Origin of the sequence: Kineococcus arenarius subsp. arenarius (assembly GCF_050871845.1) — a bacterium.
Classification (GTDB): Bacteria; Actinomycetota; Actinomycetes; order Actinomycetales; family Kineococcaceae; genus Kineococcus.
Map to the genome: position 1 here is coordinate 1 of NZ_JBJLSE010000046.1, position 18200 is coordinate 18200.

The 18200-nt window shown below is 76.2% G+C and carries 17 protein-coding genes; 5 read left to right on the forward strand and 12 right to left on the reverse strand.

Features of this window, described 5'->3' with window-relative positions; translation table 11 throughout:
• Positions 1 to 133 precede the first annotated feature (133 nt).
• Complete coding sequence (locus ACRYM0_RS12305; protein WP_432505454.1) at positions 134 to 1702, forward strand: polyketide antibiotic transporter; 1569 nt, start codon at positions 134 to 136, stop codon at positions 1700 to 1702.
• Positions 1703 to 1712: 10 nt separating this feature from the next.
• Here ACRYM0_RS12305 and ACRYM0_RS12310 read toward each other — a convergent pair whose 3' ends face one another.
• Genes ACRYM0_RS12310 through ACRYM0_RS12330 form a run of 5 tightly spaced genes read right to left on the reverse strand, consistent with a single transcriptional unit; the run spans position 1713 to position 5008 of the window.
• Positions 1713 to 2039 carry an NUDIX hydrolase gene (locus ACRYM0_RS12310; RefSeq protein ID WP_432505456.1) on the reverse strand — a complete coding sequence of 109 codons (327 nt, stop codon included), beginning with the start codon at positions 2037 to 2039 and terminating at the stop codon, positions 1713 to 1715.
• Entirely contained in the window at positions 2036 to 3106 is a 1071-nt protein-coding gene (locus tag ACRYM0_RS12315) for a CobW family GTP-binding protein (protein ID WP_432505458.1), read from the reverse strand. The genes ACRYM0_RS12310 and ACRYM0_RS12315 overlap by 4 nt, the downstream gene beginning before the upstream one ends.
• A gap of 23 nt (positions 3107 to 3129) precedes the next feature.
• Complete coding sequence (locus ACRYM0_RS12320; protein WP_432505460.1) at positions 3130 to 3789, reverse strand: nucleoside/nucleotide kinase family protein; 660 nt, start codon at positions 3787 to 3789, stop codon at positions 3130 to 3132.
• Positions 3786 to 4808, reverse strand: coding sequence for an NADPH:quinone reductase (locus ACRYM0_RS12325; protein ID WP_432505462.1), 1023 nt, complete (start codon positions 4806 to 4808; stop codon positions 3786 to 3788). The genes ACRYM0_RS12320 and ACRYM0_RS12325 overlap by 4 nt, the downstream gene beginning before the upstream one ends.
• Positions 4809 to 4852: 44 nt before the next feature.
• Entirely contained in the window at positions 4853 to 5008 is a 156-nt protein-coding gene (locus tag ACRYM0_RS12330; protein WP_432505464.1) for a hypothetical protein, read from the reverse strand.
• Between the two features lie 67 nt (positions 5009 to 5075).
• Between ACRYM0_RS12330 and ACRYM0_RS12335 the strand changes: the two genes are divergently transcribed.
• A complete protein-coding gene (locus ACRYM0_RS12335; protein ID WP_432505465.1) occupies positions 5076 to 6806 on the forward strand; it encodes a phospho-sugar mutase in 1731 nt (576 codons plus the stop codon).
• Positions 6807 to 6869: 63 nt separating this feature from the next.
• Here ACRYM0_RS12335 and ACRYM0_RS12340 read toward each other — a convergent pair whose 3' ends face one another.
• Together ACRYM0_RS12340 and ACRYM0_RS12345 are read right to left on the reverse strand one after the other, a co-directional pair.
• Positions 6870 to 7760: an alpha/beta fold hydrolase gene (locus ACRYM0_RS12340; protein ID WP_432505467.1), complete on the reverse strand. Its 891-nt coding sequence runs from the start codon at positions 7758 to 7760 to the stop codon at positions 6870 to 6872.
• Positions 7761 to 7864: 104 nt separating this feature from the next.
• A complete protein-coding gene (locus ACRYM0_RS12345) occupies positions 7865 to 8326 on the reverse strand; it encodes a VOC family protein (RefSeq protein ID WP_432505469.1) in 462 nt (153 codons plus the stop codon).
• A gap of 85 nt (positions 8327 to 8411) precedes the next feature.
• Between ACRYM0_RS12345 and ACRYM0_RS12350 the strand changes: the two genes are divergently transcribed.
• A complete protein-coding gene (locus ACRYM0_RS12350; protein WP_432505471.1) occupies positions 8412 to 9392 on the forward strand; it encodes an epimerase in 981 nt (326 codons plus the stop codon).
• Positions 9393 to 9410: 18 nt separating this feature from the next.
• Here ACRYM0_RS12350 and ACRYM0_RS12355 read toward each other — a convergent pair whose 3' ends face one another.
• From ACRYM0_RS12355 to ACRYM0_RS12375, 5 genes are all read right to left on the reverse strand, one after another.
• On the reverse strand, positions 9411 to 11135 hold the full coding sequence (locus tag ACRYM0_RS12355) for a hypothetical protein (RefSeq protein ID WP_432505473.1): 1725 nt from the start codon (positions 11133 to 11135) through the stop codon (positions 9411 to 9413).
• Position 11136: 1 nt separating this feature from the next.
• Positions 11137 to 12018: a carbohydrate ABC transporter permease gene (locus tag ACRYM0_RS12360; protein WP_432505505.1), complete on the reverse strand. Its 882-nt coding sequence runs from the start codon at positions 12016 to 12018 to the stop codon at positions 11137 to 11139.
• A gap of 11 nt (positions 12019 to 12029) precedes the next feature.
• A complete protein-coding gene (locus ACRYM0_RS12365) occupies positions 12030 to 12965 on the reverse strand; it encodes a carbohydrate ABC transporter permease (RefSeq protein WP_432505475.1) in 936 nt (311 codons plus the stop codon).
• Positions 12966 to 13005: 40 nt separating this feature from the next.
• The gene (locus ACRYM0_RS12370) at positions 13006 to 14307 is read right to left on the reverse strand and encodes an ABC transporter substrate-binding protein (RefSeq protein ID WP_432505477.1); all 1302 of its coding nucleotides are present in this window, start codon (positions 14305 to 14307) and stop codon (positions 13006 to 13008) included.
• Positions 14308 to 14448: 141 nt separating this feature from the next.
• Positions 14449 to 16002 carry a PHP domain-containing protein gene (locus ACRYM0_RS12375; protein WP_432505479.1) on the reverse strand — a complete coding sequence of 518 codons (1554 nt, stop codon included), beginning with the start codon at positions 16000 to 16002 and terminating at the stop codon, positions 14449 to 14451.
• A gap of 180 nt (positions 16003 to 16182) precedes the next feature.
• Here ACRYM0_RS12375 and ACRYM0_RS12380 point away from each other — a divergent pair, with 180 nt between their 5' ends.
• Positions 16183 to 17487 carry an aldehyde dehydrogenase family protein gene (locus tag ACRYM0_RS12380; protein ID WP_432505481.1) on the forward strand — a complete coding sequence of 435 codons (1305 nt, stop codon included), beginning with the start codon at positions 16183 to 16185 and terminating at the stop codon, positions 17485 to 17487.
• Positions 17480 to 18169, forward strand: coding sequence for an aldehyde dehydrogenase family protein (locus ACRYM0_RS12385; protein WP_432505483.1), 690 nt, complete (start codon positions 17480 to 17482; stop codon positions 18167 to 18169). Before ACRYM0_RS12380 ends, ACRYM0_RS12385 begins: the two co-directional genes overlap by 8 nt.
• Positions 18170 to 18200: the final 31 nt, after the last annotated feature.

Here is an 18200-nt window from a genome sequence, read left to right on the forward strand (position 1 = left end):
TTATTTATTTTTTATTCTCTTAATCATGGTGGGGGAGGTGGGCGCCCCGCCCCCCCCCCCCCCCCCCCCCCCCCCCCCCCCCCCCCCCCCCCCCCCCCCCCCCCCCCCCCCCCCCCCCCCCCCCCCCCGGGCCGTGGGACGCCTGGCGCTGGGGCAGGTGCGCCGCAGCGGGCTGGCGGCCCTGCTCGTCGCCGTGGCCCTGACGGCGACCGTCGCGGCGAGCTTCGACGCCCTGGCCGCCGACCCCGCGACCCTCGCCGCCCTGCGAGGCATCGCGCGGAACCCGGCGGTGCGCACCCTGTTCGGCGAGCCCGTCGCGCTGGAGACCGCCGGCGGTTTCACCGTGTGGCGCTCGGGCACTCCCGTCGCCGTCCTGCTCGGCGCGTGGGCCGCGCTGGCGACCGCGCGCACCACCCGCGGGGAGGAGGAGGCCGGGCGCTGGAACCTGCTGCTGGCCGGGCCGGTGCGGCTGCGCACGGTCGTGGGCCTGCACCTGCTGGCGGTGGCGGCGGTGGTGACCGCCACGGGTGCGGCCCTCGCGGCGGCCCTCGTGCTCACCGGGACCCCACCGGGCGGTGCCGCCGTCCACGGCGCCGGCGTCGCCGCGCTCGGGCTGTTCTCCGCCGCCCTGGCGGCGCTGGCGGCGCAGGTCCTCGGCACCCGCCCGGCCGCCGCCGGTGCGGCCGTCGCGGTCCTCGGCGCGGGGTTGCTGGCCCGGGCCGTCGCGAACGGGGCGCCCGGGTGGGCGGGGTTGCGCTGGGTCTCGCCCTTCGGGCTGCTGGAGCTCAGCCGGCCGTACGCGCAGGACCGGGTGCTGCCCGTGCTGCTCCTGCTCGCGGCGGCGGCGGTGCTCGCCGCGGGGGCCCTCGCCCTGGCCGGCCGGCGGGACGTCGGTGAGGGCCTGCTCGCGCGTCCCGCGCACCGGCGCGCCCGCACGGCGCTGCTGGGGTCGGTGGGGGGTTTCGCGGTGCGCCGCTGCCTGCGGCCGCTGGTGGGCTGGTCCGCGGGGATCGGCGCCTACTACCTGCTCATCGGCACCACGGCGACCGCCGTCACCGAGTTCCTCGGGCAGGACGCGTCCGTGGGCGAGCTGGCCGGGCAGGCGGGTTTCTCCGACCTGGACAGCGTGCGCGGTTTCACGGCGACCGTGTTCTCGCTGCTGCCCGTCCCCGTGGGCGTGTTCGCCGCGGTGCGGATCGCGGCCCTCGTGGGCGCGGAACCGGACCGCCGCCTGGCGCTCCTGGCCGCCGGCCCGGTGGGCCGCGTGCGCCTGCTCGGCACCGAGGCGGCCGTGGCGGCCGCGGGGGTCCTCGCGCTGCTGACCGTCGCGGGGCTCGCCACCTGGGCCGGGGTCGCCGCCTCCGGGGGCGGCCTGACGTTGCCGGAGGCGCTGCGCGGCACGTGGAGCACGGCGCCGGTGGCGCTGCTCTGCCTGGGAGCGGCGGTGTTCGCCGCCGGGTGGCTGCCGTCGGTCACCGCGCTGATCGGGTCGCTGCCGGCCGCGGGGGGTTTCCTGCTGCTGGTGCTGGCCGACAGCACCGGTGCCCCGTCGTGGGTCCGCGACCTCTCGCCGTTCGCGCACCTGGCGCCCGTGCCGCTGGAAGGCGCCGACACCGCCGCCGCGCTGGTGATGACGGTCGTGGCGGTGCTGCTCGCCGTGCTCGGCGCGGCGGGGTACCGGCGCCGGGACCTGGCGTGCTGACGCGCCCGCGTCAGCACGTCCCGCCGGCGGCCCACCCGTGCAGCACGAGGGGGCGTCCGGCGCGCCAGGCGCCCACCGCGCAACGCACGTGGTCGACGACGTCGGCGGGCGGGTCGTCAGGGTCCACCCACGCCAGTTCGCTGCACCTGCCGGGTTCACCGGTGCGGGGCTCGCCCGACCAGCCGTCGACGGCGTCCTCCCCGCCCTCCAGGTGCCCGGCGGGCAACCCCAGTTCGCCGTCGCGGTGGCCGGTCCCCGTCCGCCGCAGCGTCAGCAAGCGACCGTCGCGCACCAGCAGCGCCTGCACGGCGACCGGCACCGAGAACCGGCCGCTCACCCCCGGCCGCCCTCGTGCGAGGTCTCGTCGGCGTCTTCGGGGCCGGCGGTGTCGACCCCCTCGGTGTTGCGCAGCACGCCCATCATCGCCATCTCCTCGTCCGCCACCGGACCGTCGGCGACGCACGCGCGCAGACCCTCCAGCAGCGCCGCCTCGTCGATGCCTGCGCCGATGAGGACGAGTTCCGTGCGGCGGGCCGAACCCCGCGGCCAGGCCGTGCGCTCGAACCGCACGGCCGCGCCGACCGTGTGCAGCACGAACCGCTGCTGGTGCGAAGGGGCGGCGAAGCGGACGAAACCCTTGATGCGGAAGACGCCGGAGGGCCGCTCCTCCAGGAAGCGCACGAACGCGCGCGGGTCGAGGGGCTCCTCGCCGGTGAACTCCACCGTCTCGTAGGCGGAGTGCAGGTGCCCGCCGTGGTCGTCCACCGCCTCCCCCAGGGACAGCTGGCGCTGCACGGCGGGCCGCTCGTCGAAGAGCAGGCGGGCGTCGACGCGGCCGTGCTCGGCGGGCACCACCGGCGCCCACGGGTTCAGCTCCCGGCAGCGGGCGGCGACCGCCGCCAGGGCCCCGGCGTCCACGAGGTCGGTCTTGGTCAGCAGCACCACGTCGGCCATGGCGACGTGGTCGTCGAGCACCGGGTGGCGCAGCCGGGTCGCCTCGAACTCCACGGCGTCCACGGCCACCACCAGACCGCCGTACTCGACGCCCTCCACGCCGCTGAGCAGCACCCGGCGCACCATCGCGGCGGGTTCGGCGACGCCGCTGGCCTCGATGACGATCGCGTCCAGGACCTCCCCGCCGCGCGGCGCGGCCAGCCGCGACAGCAGCTCCTCCACGCTGCCGTCCTCGGTGCTGCAGCACAGGCAGCCGTTCTCCAGCGAGACGGTGTCGTCGGCGAGCCCGGCCACCAGCAGCGCGTCCACCCCGATGGCGCCGAAGTCGTTGACGACGACACCGAGGCGCACCTCGGCGGCCGAGCGCAGCAGCTGGTTCAGGACGGTGGTCTTGCCCGCCCCGAGGAAACCGGCGAGGACGACGACGGGGATGCGCGGCACGCGTCCCATCCTCCCCCGGGCCCCGGCGGGTGTCAGGTGGTGGTCAGGTCGAGGTCCCCGGTGAGCACCAGGTCGGCGCGGGAGGCGGTGGCGTCCACCAGGTCCGCGTTCGGCGCGTCGACCGCCGCCACCCACGCCCGCGCGGCGTCCGGCTCCTTGCCGAACTCCTCGTGCCGGCGCACCAGGCGCTCGGTGCGCAGCGCGGCGTCCCCGGCCACGAACCACACCTCGTCGAACAGCTCCCGCACACCCGCCCACGACCCGTGGTCCAGCAGCAGGTAGTTGCCCTCGCTGACGACGACCCGGGTGCCGGGGTGCACGGGCACGCTGCCGGCGATCGGCTGCTCGACGTCGCGGTCGAACGCCGGGGCGTAGACCACCTCCCCGGGCGGCTGCTCGCGCAGCCGGCGCAGCAGCGCGGCGTACCCGGCGGCGTCGAAGGTGTCCGGCGCACCCTTGCGCGCGCGCCGCCCGAGGCGGTCCAGCTCCACGTCGGCCAGGTGGAAACCGTCCATCGGCACGTGCTGCGCGGCGGCCTCGTCCCCGGCCGCGGCGCGCACCGCGGCGACGAGGGCGCGCGCCAGCGTGGTCTTGCCCGCCCCCGGCGGCCCGGCCACCCCCAGCAGCACCCGCTGACCCGGCAGCGCCAGGGCGCGCCGGACGAGGTCCGCGAGCGCGGGCGCGGCGCTCACGCGCCCGCCACGTCGATCAGCACCTTGCCGACGGTGCCGGCCTCGACGGCGGCGTGGGCGTCGGCGGTGCGCTCCAGCGGGAAGCGGGTCAGCGGCAGGCCGTGCTCCTCACCCACCGGCAGCACCCCGTCGCGCAGCGCCGCGGTGACGTCCTGGGCGGCGGCGTCGAGGTTGTGCTGCCCCATCGTGTACATCAGGACGAACTGGAAGCGGGTGTTCAGCACCATGTTGGGGCGCACGTCCAGCTCCACCGGGACGCCGCCGTCGTTGGCGTACACGGCGATGCTCGCACCCGGGCGGACCACGGCCAGGTCCAGCTCCAGGTTCGCGCCCAGCGCCAGCTCGACGACCTGGTCGACGCCGTCGGGGGCGACGCGGCGGACCTGCTCGGCGGCGTCGGCGTCGCGGTAGTTCACGACGTGGTGCGCACCGGCGGCGCGCGCCAGCTCCGCCTTGCGCGGACCGCTGACGGTGGCGACGACGGTGGCCCCGGCCCAGCGGGCGAGCTGGATCGCGGCGTGCCCGACGGCGCCGGCCCCACCGGCGACGAGCACGGTGCGCCCGGCCAGGGCGCCGGGGGCCAGGCGGCGCGGGCCGTCCTCGGCGACGGTGAGGGCGCGGTGGGCGGTGACGGCCGGCACGCCCAGGGCGGCACCCACGTCGAAGCCGACGCCCTCGGGCAGCGGCAGGACCCGCTCGGCGGGCAGCACGGTGAACTCCTGAGCGGTGCCGGTGGGCCGGCCCTGCGCGGCCATGTAGACCCACACCCGGTCACCCGGGGCCAGACCGGTGACGCCCTCGCCGACGGCGTCGACGGTGCCGGAGCCGTCCTGGTTCGGCACCACCTCGCCGTCCGGCGCGGCGGCCGTGGCGCCGCTGCGCGACTTCCAGTCGGTGGGGTTCACCCCGGAGACGGCCACGCGCACGCGCACCTCCCCCGGGCCGGGCTCGGGCACCTCGCGCTGCACCAGCCGCAGGACGTCGGTGCCACCGGACTCGCTGTAGACGATCGCCTTCACACCGGCGCCGAACCGGGCACCGGCGGGGGTTGTTCCCGCACCGGTCAGCGCCGCCGGGCCAGCCGCGCACCGAGCGCCACCCCGGCGAGCGCCCAGACGGCGCCGACGCCGACCCCGGCCAGCACGATCCAGAACGGCACCCGCAGCTCGTCGTCGCCCCGGGCGGCCGCGGCCGGCGGGGTGCTCACCTCGTCGCTCACGGGGTCAGCCTGGCGCGGCACCGCGTGCCCGCGCCACCCCCCTGCGGCGGGTCGTAGGGTCGGGCCCGTGAGCACGACCGAGCCGACCGCCCTGCCCGGGGACCTGCGCGAGCGCGCCCTGGCCTGGATCGCCGACGACCCCGACGAGCGCGACCGCGCCGAGCTGCGGGCGGTGCTGGCGGCCGCCGAGGGCGGCGACGCGGGCGCCGCCGCGGACCTGGCCGACCGGTTCTCCGGGGCCCTGGAGTTCGGCACGGCGGGGCTGCGCGGCGCGGTGGGCGCCGGCGAGCACCGGATGAACCGGGCGGTGGTGCAGCGCGCCGCGGCCGGGCTGGGGGCGTGGCTGGTGCAGCGCTTCGAGCGCCCCCGCGTCGTGATCGGGCTGGACGCGCGCAACGGCTCGCGCGAGTTCGCCGACGACTCCGCCGCGGTGCTGACCGCCGCCGGGTGCGAGGTGCTGCTGCTGCCGCGTCCGCTGCCCACGCCGGTCCTGGCGTTCGCGGTGCGGCACCTGGACGCCGACGCAGGCGTCATGGTGACCGCCAGCCACAACCCGCCGCAGGACAACGGTTACAAGGTCTACCTGGGCGGGCGCGCCGGCGGTGAGGACGGCCGCGGCGTGCAGATCGTGCCGCCGGTGGACGGCGAGATCGCCGCGGCCATCGCCGCGGTCGGGCCGCTGGCGGACCTGCCCCGCGCGGAGGACGGCTGGCGGGTGCTCGGCGAGGACGTCCTCGCGGACTACCTGGACGCGGTCCTGGCCGCGACGGCGCTGCCGGAGCGGCCGGGACCGGCGCGCGAGCTGCGCGTCGTCACCACCGCGATGCACGGCGTCGGCGGCGAGGTGCTCGCCGAGGCGCTGCGCCGCAGCGGTTTCGGCGACGTCCACGCCGTTCCGCAGCAGCAGGATCCGGACCCGGCGTTCCCCACGGTGGCGTTCCCGAACCCGGAGGAACCCGGCGCGCTGGACCTGGCGCTGGACCTGGCCGCCCGCGTCGAGGCGGACCTCGTGCTGGCCGTGGACCCGGACGCGGACCGCGCGTGCGTGGCCGTGCCCACCGGTGAGCGCGGCGACCGCTCCGCGTGGCGGGCGCTGACCGGTGACGAGCTGGGCTGGGTGCTCGGCGAGCACCTCGCCGCCCCCGGCGCGGTGCTGGCGTGCTCGGTGGTCAGCTCGCAGGGCCTGGCCCGCATCGCCGCCGCGCACGGCGCGCGGTTCTCCCCCGCTCTGACGGGTTTCAAGTGGATCGCGCGGGTGCCGGGGATCTCCTTCGGCTACGAGGAGGCCATCGGGTACTGCGTCGCCCCGGCCGTGGTGCGCGACAAGGACGGCATCTCCGCCTCGGTGCTCACCGCCCGGCTGGCGCGGCGGCTGCTGGCGGACGGGCGCACCCTGCTCGACGTGCTCGACGACGTCGCCCGCCGCGACGGCGTGCACGTCACCGGCCCGGTCTCGATCCGGGTGGAGGACCTGTCCCTCATCGGCCGGGCGATGGCGCGGCTGCGCGAGCAGCCGCCCACCGATCTGGGCGGGGCGGCCGTGACGAGCGTGGAGGACCTGCGCGACGGCGTGGACGGCCTGCCGCCCACCGACGGGCTGCGCTGGCGCACCGCCGAGGGCGCGCGCGTGGTGGTGCGGCCCTCGGGCACCGAGCCGAAGCTGAAGTGCTACTGCGAGGTCGTCGTGGAGGTGCCGGGCGGGGCGGTCGGGGACGAGCTGGCCGCCGCCCGGGCCCGGGCCGCCGCCCGGCTGGAGGCGGTGCGCCGGGACGTCCGGGACGCCACCGGCATCGGCTGACCCCTCCCGCCCTCCACCCCCTCCCCCGTGGTCCCGCACGGTCGAGCGTTCACCGTCGCGGGATCACCGGGTGGCCCGCTCCCGCAGCCACGCGACCACGAGCGCGGTGACCTCCTCGCGGTTCGTCTCGTTGAACACCTCGTGCCGCGCGCCGGGCAGCAGCTCCAGCGTCACGTCCCGCAGCCCGGCGGCGCGGTAGCGCTCGACGAGCCGCACCAGCAGGTCGCCGCCGCTGCCGCCGACAGGGTCCTCGGCGCCGCTGACGACGAGCACCGGCAGGTCGGGGCGGATGTGGGCCAGGCGCGCGGGGTCGGCGGTCGCGGCGGCGGTGGCCAGGGCGCCGGCGAGGATCGCCTCGTCGGTGGCGAACCCGCACAGCGGGTCGGCGACGTAGGCGTCGACCTCCGCGGGGTCGCGGCTGAGCCACTCGAAACCGGTGCGGTGCTCGAAGGGCGCGTTGAACGCGGCCAGGCCGGGCTGGTCAGCCGGCAGCGAGCGCACCACGTCGACCAGGCCGTCCAGGGCGGTGGACCCGCTGAGGACGACGCCGTCGTACAGGTCCGAGCGCTCCAGCAGGACGTTCTGCGCACCCATGGAGCCGAGGGAGTGCGCGAGCAGGAACAGCGGCACGTCCCCGGCCTGCTCGCGCAGCAGTTCGCCGTGGCGGGCGATGTCGGCGGTGAAACCGCCGAAGCCCACCTCGCCGAAACCGCCGAGCGGGACGCCGTCCCCGGTGGAGGAGCCGTGCCCGCGGTGGTCGTTCGCGACGACGACGAACCCGGCGGCGTTCAGGGCGGCGGCCAGGCGCGCGTAGCGGCGGCCGTGCTCGGCCAGGCCGTGCGCGACCTGCACCACCCCCAGGGGGTCGCCGGGCACGTCCGCCCAGCGGTGGGTGGTCAGGGGCAGGCCGTCCGCGGGGGACGGGAAGGAGTCGACGACGGCGTCGCTGGTCACGGGGCCTCCGGTGGGTGCGGGGCTCGTCGGTGAGCCCGGCGGGGTCGTGGTCGGCGCCCAGTGTGCCCAGGCCGCGCGCAGCGCGGTCGACCTGGTGCGGGTGGTCAGGACGGGGCGTCGTCCGCCGCGGCCTCCAGCTCGGCGACCACCAGGCGGCGCATGCCGAGCATCGCCCGGACCGCGCGGGCCGCCCGGTCCGGGTCGGGGTCCGCCCGCAGCTCCATCAGCCGCCGCGGGACGATCTGCCACGACACGCCCCACCGGTCCGTGAGCCACCCGCACCTGCTCTCCTCACCGCCCTCCAGCAGCGCGTCCCAGTACCGGTCCACCTCGGCCTGGTCCTCGCAGAGCACCTGGATGGAGAACGCCGGGCTGAGCGCGTACTGCGGCCCACCGTTGAGGACCAGGTACTCGCGGCCGTCGAGGGAGAACCCGACCACGAGCGGGGACCCGTCCGGCCCCGGTGAGACCGAGGTGATCGACGAGTTCGGGAAGAGGGAGACGTAGCGTTCCGCGGCAGCCAGGCCGTCGCGCTCGAACCAGAGGCAGGGCAGGGTGGTGGGCACGGTGGCTCCTTCTCGGTGTGCTGGGCGGGGCTGACGAGGGGTCGACCCGCGGCGGCGCGAGGACTCATCGCCCTACGCTGCGCAGGTGAAGGTCGTCATCCCCGGGGGGACGGGTCAGGTCGGTGGCGTGCTGCGGCGGGCGCTGGCGCAGCGCGGCGACGAGGTGGTGGTCCTGAGCCGCCGGCCGGAACGGCTGGAGGACGGCGCCTGGCACGTGCTGTGGGACGGGCGGACCCTCGGGGCGTGGGCGGCCGAGCTGGACGGCGCCGACGCGGTCGTCAACCTGGCCGGCCGCACGGTCAGCTGCCGCTACACCGACGCGAACCTGCGCCAGATGATGGACTCGCGCGTCGAGTCCACCCGGGCGGTGGGCGAGGCGATCGCCCGGGCGGAGCGGCCGCCCGCGGTGTGGCTGCAGATGAGCACGGCCACCGTCTACGCCGACGCCCGCAGCCGGGGCGACGACCTGCCCCACGACGAGGCGAACGGCGTCCTCGGCGGCGAGGAGCCCGACGTGCCCCTGTACTGGGAGTACAGCGTGCGCATCGCCCGCCGCTGGGAGCAGGCCCAGGCCGACGCGGACGTCCCCGCCACGCGCCGCGTCGCGCTGCGCACCGCGATGGTGATGACCCCCGACCGCGGCGGGATCTTCGACTACCTGTCGTGGATGGCCCGCCTGGGGCTCGGCGGTCCCGTGGCCGGCGGCGGGCAGCACGTCTCCTGGATCCACGGCGAGGACTTCGTGCGCGCCGTGCTGTTCCTGCTGCAGCGCGAGGACCTCGCGGGGCCGTTCATCGTCGCCGCCCCGGACCCGCTGCCGCAGGTGGACTTCATGCGCTCCCTGCGCGGCGCCTGGGGCCGTCGCCTGGCCCTGCCGGCGACCCGGCTCATGGCCGAGGCGGGGGCGTTCGTCCTGCGCACCGACACGGAACTGCTGCTGAAGAGCCGCCGGGTCGTGCCCGGCCGGCTGCTCGAGGCCGGTTTCGCCTTCGAGCACCCCGCCTGGGACGCGGCGGCGGCGGACCTGGTCCGGCGGGCGAGGGAGCAGCGCCGCGCCCGCCGCTGAGGTCCGGGGCCGGAACGCTCAGCCGCGGACGCTGCGGCCGGTGATCCGGACGACGTGTTCTCCCGGGGTGCGGCCGGTGACGTACAGGCGCGGCCCGGTCGTGGCGTGCGAGCCGCCGAGGTAGTCGTACTGCTCCCCCTGGTGGTGCACCGGCGGGCTCCCCGCGCCGCCGGGAGCCACCGGTCCGACGGTGAGCTCGTCGGCGCCGGCGAGGACGCGGGCGGTGCCGGAGGTGAGGTGGTGCACGCCGTCGCGGACCTCCACCGCCCCCTCCACGCGGGCGCCGCGGGTAAGGGTCAGTTCGAGGCTCCAGTCCGTCGCGGCGCCCTCGAACGCCAGGTGCAGGTCCACGCCGTCCCGCACCTCGCGCACGAGGACGCGGGTGTCCAGGTGGACCTCGTCGCGGGACCGTCGGCTGAAGTCCATGGCGGCCCAGAACCGGCCCTCGTCCTGCAGCACGTAGGCGCCGTCGTCGCGGCGGGCACCGGCGGGCAACGGGTGGTGGTAGGCCGCCGTGAGCCGCTGGCGCAGCAGCCAGCCGCCCTCGGCCTGCTCCAGCGTGCCGCTGCGGAAGGCACCCAGTCCGAAGAACGCCGTGGACAAGCGTGCGGCGCGGACGCACGCGGCCCCGTGCCGGAAGCGCAGGAAGGTCGCGGTGTTCGCCAGGCCGGAGGCGATGCGCGGACTCGTCGGCTGGTCGCTGCCGCCGAACACCACCAGCCGCTGCGGCCCCCTCCTGCTGACCGCCAGGCCCGAGGGGGCCAGGACCGCGCGGTCGGGGGCGGGGGTGGGGGTGGGCGCGGCCACGGGCAGCAGGCGCGTCAGGGAGGGGCGGGCCATGGTCTGCGCGAGGTCGGACGTGGGGTCGCCGCCGGGGGCGTCCTGCAGCAGCAGGGCGGCACGGGCGAAGTCCGCGCGGCCCTCCTCGACGGCGAACCGCCGGTACTGCACCGCGAAGGCCCCGCCGGGGAAGCCGTCGGTGTGCTGGTCCTGCCGCCGCGAGTGGACGCACTCCACGGTCCCGTCGTCGTCGACCAGCGGCAGGAACGCCTCGAGGTTGCGGCGCACCGCGGCCAGCAGGGCGGGGCGACCCAGGACGTCGGCGACCACCAGCAGCGAGGGGTTGGTGACCGCCGCCGCGTACAGGGGGCTGCGCTCGGAGTACATGCCGTCGCCCTGCTGGTCCACCCCCTCGGCCAGCCACTCCTCGACGCGACGGGCGTACGCCTCCTCCCCCGTCAGGGCGTACCAGCGGGCCAGCGCCGAGCAGACCTCCCAGCGGTGGTTCGGGGTGTGCACCCCTCCCGTGCGGATCGGTGGCATCGCGCGCTCGGCGATCCGGCGCAGCGCGGCGGCGAGCTCGGACGATCGCGGTTCCCCGGACGCCTCGCACAGCGCGAGGGTCAGGCACAGGTCGTTGAGGGTGAAGCTGCTGTCGGGCGGCGAGGCGAGGTTGTCCCCGTCGAACAACCCACCGGACCCCTGCAGGGCCTCCAGCTCACCGGCCGTCGCGACGGCGAGCTCCAGCACCGCGGGGCGGGAACGGTGCCGCGAAGCCGGGTGCAGGTACGCGCACGCCAGCGCCTCGACGCGGCGCATCACGCGGCGGTGCTGCCGCTCGGGCGCCGGTGCGGCGCTGAGGAGGTCGTCGACGACGGCGTCCGCACGGGCGACGAGGCGGGCCGCGTACGCCTCGTCCACGGCGTCGCCCGCACTCGGGTCGTGCTCGGGCGTGGTGCTCACGTCAGTCCTTCAGGCCCGCGTTGAGGTCGGCCCCCAGGACGTAGCGCTGGAACACCGCGAAGAGCAGCACGAGCGGCAGCAGCGAGATCACCGAGGCGGACAGCAGGACGGGCCAGTCGATGTTCTCCGCACCCACGATGCTGCGCAGGGCGACCTGGAGGGTGAACTTGCCGGGGTCGTTCAGGACGATGAGGGGCCAGATGTAGTCGTTCCAGCGCCACTGGAAGGAGAAGATCGCCAGCGTCAGGACGATCGGGCGGGCGATGGGCAGCATGACCCGCACGAAGATGCCGAGCTCGGAGGCGCCGTCGATGCGGGCGGCCTCCAGCAGGTCGTCCGGCACGGTGAGGAAGAACTGCCGGAACATGAAGATCCCGGTCGCGGTGATGATGGACGGCACCACGATCCCGGCGAGGGAGTCGTACAGGCCCAGGTTGCGGATGACCGAGAAGGTGGGGGTCAGGATGACCTCGGTGGGCAGCATGGTCGTCGCCAGCACGCAGACGAAGAACACCGACAGCCACCGCGCGCGGTACTTCGCCAGGGCGTACCCGGTGGAGGCGCTGGCCAGGACCGTCAGGACCGTCGTGACGGTCGCCACCAGCAACGTGTTGCCGAAGTACCTGGCGAAGTCGACGCGGGTCCAGGCGTCGGAGTACCCGGAGAAGGTGGGGTCCTCGGGCAGGATCGACAGCGGGTAGCTGAACAGCTCGCTGCCGGGCTTGAGCGAGCTCAGGAGCAGCCAGGCCACCGGGAAGGCGTACACGAGGATGAGCAACCACAGCAGCGCCGTCATCGGCAGGGACGTGCGTCGGGCGCTGCGGGGCCGCCCGCGGGCGGCACGCCCGGTGGCCCGGGACCGGGGCTGCTCCGTCAGCGGCAGACCGGTGCTGCTCACTTCGGCTCCTTCCGCCGACCGTTGACCTTCAGCTGGACCAGCGCGATGGCGAGGAGCACCACCATGAGCACCATCGAGGCGGCGCTGGCGTAGCCGACGCGAGCCCGCTCGAAACCGGTCGTGTAGATGTACTGGACGATGAGGTTGTTCTCCGTGCCCGGCCCGCCGCCGTTGAGGGCCTGGATCATCGCGAACTCCTTCATCGCGCCGAGGGTGCTCAGCAGGACCACCATGAACGACGTCGGGGCGATGGACGGCAGGGTGATGTGCCGGAAGCGCTGCCAGCCGTTCGCGCCGTCCAGCTCGGCGGCTTCGTAGTAGGAGACCGGCACGTTGCGCAGGGCGGCCATGAACAGCAGCATGTTGAAGGCCGTGCCGCCCCACGCGCCGGCGAAGACGACGACGAGCAGGGAGAGGTCTGCGTTGGAGGACCAGGGCACCGCCTCGCCGCCGAGGCGCCCGATCACGTAGTTGACGAAGCCGAAGTTCTCCCCGAACATCCACCGCCACACCACGCCGGTGACGATGGGTGAGATCAGCCAGGGGAAGAAGAAGACGATGCGCCCCACCGAGGCGCCCCGGACCGCCTTGCTCACCAGCAGGGAGGCGGTGAGCAGCGACAGCACGTAGGCGAGCGGCACGGAGAGCACCGTGTACAGGAACGTGCGTGTCAGCGCCCCGTAGAAGTCCCCGTCGGCCAGCAGTTCGCGGTAGTTCTCCAGCCCGACGAACTCCAGCGGCCCCAGGCCCCGGTAGTCGGTGAGGGAGTAGACGACCCCGAGGGCGCCGGGCCACACGAAGAACAGCAGGAAGAAGACGATGTTGGCGCCGGTGAACAGCAGCGGCGCCAAGACGTGGCGCCGGGACGACCGGCGGCCGGCGGGGGTCGGGGTGGCGCGCTCCGGCCTGGTGGCGGGCTGGGTGGTGCTCACCGCGCCGACCTGCGCGGCGTCGAGCTCGGCTCCTGCACCATCAGGCCAGCTGCTCGTTGAGCGTCTCGATGATCGTGTCGACGGTGACCTGCACGGACTGCTCGTCGTTGAGGTACTTCACGACGTTGTCGCGGACGGGGTCGCCCTCGGTGACCTTGCCCTCGTAGGAGGTCTTCAGGCCGTTGCGGATGCTCTGCGCCGCGATGGGGTCGCTGGCGGCGATCTCGGCGTTGTAGAGGTCGTACGCCTCCTGCCGGGTGGGGTAGGTGATCTCCATGCCCTCGACGACCGGCAGGAACCCGGACGTCTCGCTGAGCTCGCGGTAGTTCTCCGGCTCGTACAGCCAGCTGACGAAGTCGTGGGCGGCGTCCTGGGCGTCACCGGCGAAGACCACGACGTAGCCGCCACCGAGGTTGGTGGAGCGCACCGGCGAGGCCGGCATCAGGACGGACGCCCACTCGAAGTCGGTGATGTTCTCGGCGAAGTCGGCGATCTGCCAGCTGCCGGAGTAGTAGGCGGCGACCTGGCCGGACTTGAACAGGGCGTTGGGGTCGTCGCCGCTGAGCCACACGGACCGGGGCACCAGCTGGTCGTCGTTCATGCTCTTGAAGAGCTCCAGCGCCGGGACGAGCTGTGCGTCGGCGCTGTGGACGCCGTCCTGCGCGACGAAGCCGTTGCTGCCGTTCTGGAACAGGAAGGCGTTCAGGCGGTGCGTGGAGCGGTCCACCACGAGGCCGTACCGGGCGCCCGTCGCGGCCTGCACCTGCCGCAGGGCGTCGTTGAACTCCGGCCACGTCCACAGCTGGGAGGCGTCCTGGGGCCAGGTGACCCCCGCCTGGTCGAACAGGGTCTTGTTGATGAACAGGCCCACGGCGGTCAGGTCGGTGGGCAGGGCGGTGACGAGGCCGTCCTCGTCCTCCTGGATGAGCTCGGGGTCGATGTCCGCGGCCTCGCGGACGTCGGTGAGGTCGGCCAGCAGCGGGGTCCACACCGGGTCCAGGCCGGTGACGCGGGCCAGCGCGGGCAGCGAGCCGCCGCGGGCGGCGTTGCGCAGGCGCGTGGTGAGGTCGTCGTAGGCGATGTCGACGACCTCGACCCGCGTGCCGGTCTCCTCGCCGTACTTGGCCGCCATCGCGGCGAACCCGCCGCCCTGACTGGTGTCGCCGGAGAGGAAGAACTGCAGCGTGGCGGCCTCGCTGCCGGTGTCGTCACCCCCGCCGCAGGCGGCGAGCGCGGCGGTGGCGGCCAGGCCGGTGCTCCCGGCGGCGAAGGCGCGGCGGGTCACCCGGCGGGGCGAGGTGTTCGCGGCGGCGGGTCGCGGGGCGGGGTGCTGCTGGGTCACGGTGGTCCTCCGGTCCTCGTCGACCATGCAGGAGAGCGCTTACCGCTCGCAGGCTAGCAACGGGGCCAACCTTTGAGAAGTCGTCTGCATGTCTTGACAGTCGGGTCTGGTTCTCCTGTGCGCGCCCGTGGCGCTGCGCGCTCAGCCCACGTCGACGAACACCGGGTTCGTGTAGCACCACAGGTCGTCCCACGGGTCGGAGTCGCCGATCCTGTCGACCAGCGGGTGCCCGTCGGGGGCGGCGTGCCGCCCGTCGCCACCGCGGAACCGCACGTAGAACGGGTCCTGCACCCCGCGCAGCGTCACGGTGAACCGCTGGCGGCCGCGGGCGTTGGCGGGCACCTCGAAGCTCTCCACCACGCGGGTGCCGGGCGCCTGCCACAGGTCGCGGTCGGCGTCGGCGACGCGCCCCGTCACGGTGCCGACGATGACGTCCCAGCGCGCCGAGCGGGGCACCTCCCCGCTGCCGTTGGGCTCGGTGGCGGGGTCGACGAGGAGTTCCACCTCGACGTCCCCCCCGCGGCGCACGGAGGTGCGCGCGCCGAACGTGACGCCGGGACCCTCCCCACCCGGGCGGACGCGCGCCTCGACCGCCCGCACCAGCCCGCCGTGCACGACGAAGACCCGCCCGGCGCGCAGCGCCCCCATCACGGAGCGGTAGTCGCGCCGGGTCGAACCCACGCAGGTGCGGGAGTAGAAACCCGGCGCGAAGTCGACGTACCCGTGCTGGGCCACCCCCGTGTCGACGGGGGTTCCGCGGTGGCCGTGCTCGACGTAGTAGGAGCGGTCCGGGTTCGCGACGGCCACGGTGTCGCCGTGGTCGAAGTGGTTGTCGGAGTTCGCGGTGATCCACCACGGCAGGCCCTCGGCCAGCAGGGAGTCCCACAGCCCGCCCACCCGCGCGGTGGCGGCGTCGAAACCGCCCCAGGTGCGGTACTGGTCCGGGTCGTAGCCGGGGAACGACCACCGGCCGGGCGACTCGTCGTACTGCCCGCGCCCGCGGCCGCGGCCCAGCGGCGCGGGCAGCGCCGCCGCCTGGTGGCCGGGAGCCCCCTCCCAGCCGACGAAGACGCCGGGTGCGGCGTCGCGCCAGCCGCGCACCTTCGACGGGGAGACGCGCCCGGTGCGCATGGGGTGGTTCGACAGGACCAGCGCCTCGCCCACCCCGCCGGTGCGCAGCTCCTCCACCAGCCACGCCAGGGCGTCCAGGCCCAGGCGCTCGGCCTCGGGTCCGCCCTGCACGGAGTGCTCGATGAGCCGCGGGCCGGCGGGGTTGGAGGCGGCCGCCACGACGTCGCCGTCGAACATCCGCTCGAACCGCTCCAGCAGGTCCGGGGTGCCCTCGTGGTCGGGGGCGATGAACGTGGCGTGCTCGGCGCCGGGGATGTTCCACTCCATGCCCTGGAACACCAGGACGGGGTGGTCGCGGCGGGCCTGCGCGATGAGGGGGGTCTGCAGCGCCACCGACTGCTTGGCGTGGTCCGGGCCGCCGTGGTCGGTGATGACCATCCAGTCCAGCCCGCACTCGCGCGCGCGCCGCACCTGGTCGTCCACGGTGTACATCGCGTCGCGGGAGAACGTCGTGTGGATGTGGTGGTCGCCGGCGTACCAGGCGAAGTCCCGCTCGTCGCCGTCCGAGGCGGCGACGCTCTCCCAGACGGGCGGGGGCGGTGCGGCGGGGCCGTGGGAGTGCACGACCCCACCCTGCCAGCCCCCGCCCGTGCCGTCGGCACGGCACCCCGCCCGCGGCGTTCACCCCGGGGATCGACCCGCACCTCAGTAGACTCACTCACCGTGACGTCGCCACTACCGGAAGCCGCGGAGAGGGTGCCCCGGCACCTCCGCGCGCGACCCGGGCGCGCACAGGGCCCCCCGGTGGAGGACGCCGCCGCCGCCGGACTGCCCGCCGAGCTGACCGCCACCGGCGGGGACGACGGCTCCCCGCGCGTCGACGTCCCCGTCCCGGCCACCGGCGAGCGGCTGCTCGCCGTGGCCGACACCGCGCACGACGTGCTGACCCGCGTGACGACCCGCGTGGTCGCCACCAGCCGCACCGAGTGGGCCTGGCTCAGCGGCGAGGACCGCGCCCGGCACCTGTTCACCCTCGCCGACGTCCTGGCCGACCACGTCCACCCCCTCGCCGTCACGGCGGCCCTGACGACCGGGCGACCCGTGGCGGCCGGGCTCGCCCACGACGGCCCCCGCCTGCTGGACGCGGCGTTCTCCACCGCCGGGTGGGCCGACAAGCTCGACGCCCTCGGCGTGGGCGCCACCCCCGGCGGGGCCGTCGCGGTCCTGACCAGCTGGCGCAGCACCCCCGCGGCCGTCGTCACCGCGCTCGCCGCGGCCCTCGCCGCCGGCGCCGGCGTCCTGCTGCGCCCGGACGCGCAGTCCGCCCCCCTCGCCGAGCGCCTGGTGCGCGCGTGCGCCGACGCCGGCCTGCCCGCCGGCCTGGTGGCCGGCGCACCGGGTCGCGACCCCACCGCCGACGCGGTGCTGTGGGAGGCCGACGGGCTCCTCGCCGTGCGCGCCGACGGCACCGCCGCGCAGCTGCGCGAGCTCGCCCTCGACCTCGCCGACCGCGGCACCCCCCTGGTCGCCGACGCCGGCACCACCGCCGTGGACGTCGTCCTGGCGGGCGCCGACCTCGACGCCGTCGTCCCCTCGCTGCTGGGCGGGCTGGCCGACGGCGCGCACACCCGCCCCGGCGGCTCGCGGGTCCTGGTGGTGGAGCCGCTCGCCGAGGAGCTCGTGGCGCGCCTGGACGCCGGGGCGAGCGCCCTGCGCGTGGGCGACCCCCTGGACCGCACCACCCGCGTCGGTCCGTGCCCGGCACCGGAGGTGGCGCGCGCCGCGGCCGCCGTGGCGCACGCCCCGGCCGGGGCGCTGGCCGGCCTGCCCGCCGGCGGCTGGTGGGCACCGCCCGCCGTGGTCGCCACCGGCCGGCGCACGCTGCCCCCGCCGCCCGGCCCCGTGCTCGGCGTGCGCACCGTGCGCGCCGGCACCGACCCCCGCACGCTGCTGGCCGAGGCCACCGCCGTCACGGTGTGGGGGCCCACCGGCCCGGAGCGGCGCGGCTGGCTGGCCGAGGCGCACCGCGAGCGCCTGGGCCTGGACGCCCCCGCGGGCCCGGACGCGCGCCTGGACGCCCAGCTGCTGCTGCGGGCCTGCCGTGGCTGAGGGAGCCGGGGACCCGGCGGGGCCGGGCGTGGGCGAGGACGTGGTGCGCAAGGTGCTGGCCGCCGCCGCACCCGGCGCCGCGGCGGTGGCGGCGACCGCGCCGCTGGCGCGGGGGCGGGCGCTGCTGTCGGTGGCGGTGGACCTGGAGGCGCGCCGCGCCGAGCTGGTGGACCTGGTGCGGCGCACCGAGCGCTGCCGGCTCTCCGAGGCCCTGGCGGCGGTGGACTACTGCATCGACACCGCGGTGCGCTGGGCCGGCTGGGCGGACAAGCTGGACCTGCTGGTGCCGCGGCTGCCCGGCAGCGTGCCGCCGTCGGTGGTGGGCGTCCTGGGCGGCGCGCGGCTGCTGCCGACCGTGCGCACGGCGCTGGCGGTCCTGGCCGCCGGGGGGTCCTGCGTCCTGACCGGCGGCGCGGCGCTGGAGCGGCTGGCCGACGCCGTGGTCGCCGAGTTCGGCGACGGGGCCGCGGCCGCGCTGCCGGGCGATCCGGCCACCACCGCGCTGCTGGCCGGCGGGGTGGAGGTGCTGGACGCGCGCTGGGCGGGGGCGGGGTTCACCGCCGCGGTGCGCAGGGCCGCCGCGGCCGCCGGCACCCGGGTGCTGCCGCCGGCCGGCGCCGCCCGGGTGGACGACGCGCGGTTCCTGGCCCCCCTGCTGCGCGACGTCGCCCTGAGCGGTTGAACTGGTCCGAACGGGTCAAGCCGGCGGCCCG

What these genes read in the sequence shown, in the direction of transcription:
- ACRYM0_RS12315 (WP_432505458.1), bottom strand. Translation starts at nt 3,106, where the DNA reads ATGGGACGCGTGCCGCGCATCCCCGTCGTCGTCCTCGCCGGTTTCCTC.